A 1319-nucleotide genomic window follows, 5' to 3' on the forward strand; every position below is an offset into this window, starting at 1 on the left:
GGCGCAGCAATTGCGCCACCGATGCAAACGGCACCGTGAACTCCTTGCTGCGGCCATCGGCTTCGGTGACCGTGACGACCAGATCGCCGCCGTAGCCGGTCGAATAGAGATCGGTGATTTCAAACGGCCCCGGAGCCACGTTCGTTTCTTGCAACACCTGGCCGTTCTGGCGGATCGTCACGCGTGCATTCGTCTCCGCCGTGCCGCGCACGACCGGTGCGTAACCGCGCATCGATTCAGGCAGCATGCGGTCGTCGGTGGCCAGTTGCACGCCGCGAAACGAGACGCCATCGAAGATCTCGCCGGTCGTGTTCGCATCGCCCACGGTGAGTTGCGAGCCCAGCCGAGTGATATCACGCTGCGCATAGGTCGCAATGTTGTCGAACTGCGTCTTCTGGCCGGTGCCGGCCGATATCGACGATTGATGGCGGAGATGCCAGGCCCCGATGTTCAAACCGGCGCTCAGGCCCAGGTAGCTTTGGCTCGAACCGATGCCCGAGCCTTCCGTGTGATACGTGTTCGCGTTGTAGCTGATAAAACCACCGTTGACGCCCTGGTCCCAAAGCTCCGGCGACACGTACCCACGCGCCGAGTTCTTCATGAACGCCTGCGGCACGCTTAACTCCAGCGTTTGCTGCGTGAAGTCGAAGTCGACCGTTGCGCCCGGTACAACGCTGGCAATCTCATCGCAGGTGTCCGCCGTTGCAGCGCTACGTCCCGCGGCTGCATCAGCCTTTGCCAGATCCACGCCAGCGCGCTGCAACAGCGCACGGCTGAAGCACGGCTTTGAGCCCAGCTTGCCGTCGGGCGTTGCAAAGCGAATGTCTTCACGCGCCAGACGCGTTCCATTCACGATCAGGTCGACCGAATAGGTTCCTGGCGTCACGGCGTTGCCGCGCGTGAAACGGCTCGTGTCGACCGCCGTGCCGCCGTCACCGCGCAGATACATATTGTCGAAACTGACTTCATCGACGGCGCCGGTCTGGGTTTGCGGCGTGATCGCGGCATCGGCTGCGGCTTGAGGAATCGCACCACACGCCATCATCGAGAAAGCGATCGCAGCAAGCGGCTTCAGGCGCAGCCGGAATGCGACCGGGTACTGAGCATTGAATACGGTTTGAGCAGAGAGTTTCATGATTCAGCCTGCGATGATTGGGTCAATTCAGACGCGACTTGACCCATCGGGCTGTTCGGGACAGTCCGCTCGGTAAAACGCGTGTTGAGTGTTGGAGAAGGCGTCGGCTCGGTATGGCCCGCGACACCTTCAGTCGCCCCGGTGAGGGGCGAAGTCTTCAGTGAGGTCTTACGGGCTAACCGGT

2 protein-coding genes are annotated in these 1319 nt (G+C 61.7%); both read right to left on the reverse strand.

Annotation, left to right across the window (positions count from 1 at the left end):
* On the reverse strand, positions 1 to 1135 hold a 1135-nt coding region (locus FH08_RS0133795; protein ID WP_035567913.1), incomplete at its 3' end, for a fimbria/pilus outer membrane usher protein.
* Positions 1132 to 1319, reverse strand: a 188-nt coding sequence (locus tag FH08_RS53660; protein WP_235210584.1) for a hypothetical protein, incomplete at its 5' end; no start/stop codon positions are given. The genes FH08_RS0133795 and FH08_RS53660, both read right to left, overlap by 4 nt.

Origin of the sequence: Caballeronia sordidicola, assembly GCF_000729995.1 — a bacterium.
Taxonomy (GTDB): Bacteria; Pseudomonadota; Gammaproteobacteria; order Burkholderiales; family Burkholderiaceae; genus Caballeronia; species Caballeronia sordidicola_A.